This is a genomic window from Flavobacteriales bacterium (assembly GCA_020435415.1).
Classification (GTDB): Bacteria; Bacteroidota; Bacteroidia; order JACJYZ01; family JACJYZ01; genus JACJYZ01.
The window spans coordinates 1-2,475 of record JAGQZQ010000160.1; the positions used below are offsets into that span (position 1 = coordinate 1).

Here is a 2,475-nt window from a genome sequence, read left to right on the forward strand (position 1 = left end):
TTTCCCCGTCCGCTCGCGTAAATAAAACAAGCGGGCACGTCTCACCTTACCATGTTTCGTTACCTCAATCTTTTCAATAAAAGGAGAGGCTACAGGGAAGATACGTTCCACACCAACACTGCCGGACATTTTCCGTACGGTGAAGCTTTCCATGGCACCATGACCTTTGCGTTGCAGTACCACACCCTGGTATTGCTGTACCCTTTCTTTGTTACCCTCGCGGATCTTGTAGTGTACGATAAGGGTGTCACCGGGACCGAACTCAGGCAATTCTGCTCTTGGGTTCGCTTGGTTCTCTATTTTATTCAACAGGTTCATGACCACATCAGTTTAATTGGAGAGCGCAAAAGTACGTGTTTTGTTCAAATAAGCAAGCATAATTCCCTTGAAAAATTGCAACAGGCGGTTCAAGGGGCAGCACTTTTTTTATCCCGGAATGTAAAAGCTCAATGTCATTTACGTCGGTCAAACCTCAAATCACCAAGGGACGTGGACAAACGACAAGATATGGATAAGATATACAACGACGTTGGTTATCTTTAAAGCAAGTTTACAATGATGCGGATCAAAGAGTTGAAATTGTATACACGCCATCCGGGTACACAGCGGTGGTTTTACTCAAATGTTCTGGAGCTTGAAGTTTTGCGCAGGACCGGACGGGAAGTCTCTTTTGCTATCGGGGAATCCATCCTTACGTTGGTGACCTCTGAATCCGCACATCCGTATCATTTCGCGATCAATATCCCATCATCAAAGGAAGAAAAGGCCCTGGAATGGCTTAAGGAAAGGGTGGAGATCCTTGATGATGAAGGCAGAGAGATTCAGCCCTTTGATTCCTGGAATGCAAGGGCCATGTATTTTTATGATGCCGATAAGAACATTGTTGAGTTCATATCGAGGCGCAATCTGAAATATCCCGCAGGAAGAACGTTTGATCCGGGCCGTATGTTTGAGATATCGGAGATCGGTGTTCCGGTGAATAATATTGAGAAGGTTTTCAACGCATTGAGCAATGAACTCGGCATCGGTATATTCGATGGTGATTTCAGACAGTTTTGTGCAATTGGCGGCGAAACCGGACTGTTCATCTGCATCAACAAGAGAAAAAAAACATGGTTCCCTGTGGGAGATAAAGCCTATACCGTGGATTTTACAGCAATCGTTGAAGTAGGAGGAGATGAGTTTCTCGTATCATTTGAGAAAGGGAATATCCGGGTTGAGCAAGCAGAAATTGCCGTGCATTGATATATTTGTAAATGCGGCATTCAAAAAAACTCTTTTTATACGTCCTCCTTCTATTCACATCCCACACCTTTTCCCAGGGCAGGGTGGACGGCTTTTATAAGGGCAAGGGAAAAACGGAAGTTGTATTGGGTGGTGGCGCCCAGTTGGAAGGGAACTACTTTGCGGGAAGGGACAAAGTAGGAGTCTCCAGAAATATATTTTATGGAAACCTGTTTGTGGCCATGGGCCTGCTGGATCAATTGGATGTATACCTAGCGGTACCATATATCTCGATCAATGATGTGATGTCTGTTCAGGACGGCAGTGTGTTTGTTAAAATGAAATTGCTTGAACGCTCAATAGGAGCAGGCAACTTCTCACTGAGCTTTGCTGCAGGCTATTCAGCACCACTTGCGCCTTATCAGACCGAAGGACTCAATGCGATTGGACAGCTGACAAAAATGTGGGATTTCAGACCGGTGGTGCATTACTCCACAGACAAATGGTTTGGGACGTTTCAGGCCGCTTTCAACCCGAAAAGTGATCCCACGCCGGATGCGATGGGTGCGGCGCTAAAGTTCGGCCAGGCGGGTGCCTCATTTTACTGGGATGCATGGTATGAGTATCAGTATTCATTTGGCGGACTGGATTACCGGGGTACGCCCACACCTTCTACCTTCAAGCAACTGGGGGTGGACTATCACAAGGTTGGAGTCACTGCATACAAGCCCATATTCGAACGACTCGGTGCGTACGTGGCATTCTCCTATGCACTGACCGGAAGAAACATCGGCCAGGGGCCTGGATTCCATGGCGGTGTGGTGTTGAAGAGTGGTAATTAGGAGAAGGAGATAATAGACATTAGACATTTAGATATAAGACATAAGATAATAGACATTGGAAATTGGTTAATGGTATGAGATAGTGTCATCATTCCACCTCCGCCATCAGTCATTGTTATACACCTTACCTTAATTTCTCAACGCGCACTATCCATATCTAATGTCTAGCCCGTTGACCAATTTGCATAGGCACATAGGTCACATAGGGTTTTCGCATGGAATTACTTGATTTCACTATGTGTTACCTACTGTGTGCTATGTGCCTATGTGGTTCAAAAAAACGAGTTTTGTGGATACCTAATTTACCAAATATCAACTAATAGCATTTTGAATTAAGATGAATAAAGTAGCTTAAAGCTACGAGATAGACTGACGAAGGTGCAACCTTCGCCTAACCACCGAACCGTCG

3 protein-coding genes are annotated in these 2,475 nt (G+C 45.2%); 2 read left to right on the top strand and 1 reads right to left on the bottom strand.

The annotated features are described in order from the left end of the window. Positions 1–318 (bottom strand): 50S ribosomal protein L19 (gene rplS, locus KDD36_15000; protein MCB0397956.1); only part of this gene is annotated, 318 nt, incomplete at its 3' end. A 237-nt stretch (positions 319–555) separates the two neighbouring features. On the opposite strand from rplS, the gene KDD36_15005 reads away from it, so the two are divergent. Together KDD36_15005 and KDD36_15010 are read left to right on the top strand one after the other, a co-directional pair. Beyond that, entirely contained in the window at positions 556–1,245 is a 690-nt protein-coding gene (locus tag KDD36_15005) for a VOC family protein (GenBank protein ID MCB0397957.1), read from the top strand. Positions 1,246–1,256: 11 nt separating this feature from the next. Further along, positions 1,257–2,066, top strand: coding sequence for a hypothetical protein (locus KDD36_15010; GenBank protein MCB0397958.1), 810 nt, complete (start codon positions 1,257–1,259; stop codon positions 2,064–2,066). Positions 2,067–2,475 lie beyond the last annotated feature (409 nt).

Bases quoted from the DNA above. Each gene is read 5' to 3' on its own strand.
- KDD36_15005 (MCB0397957.1), top strand. From the start codon at position 556: ATGATGCGGATCAAAGAGTTGAAATTGTATACACGCCATCCGGGTACA.
- KDD36_15010 (MCB0397958.1), top strand. From the start codon at position 1,257: ATGCGGCATTCAAAAAAACTCTTTTTATACGTCCTCCTTCTATTCACA.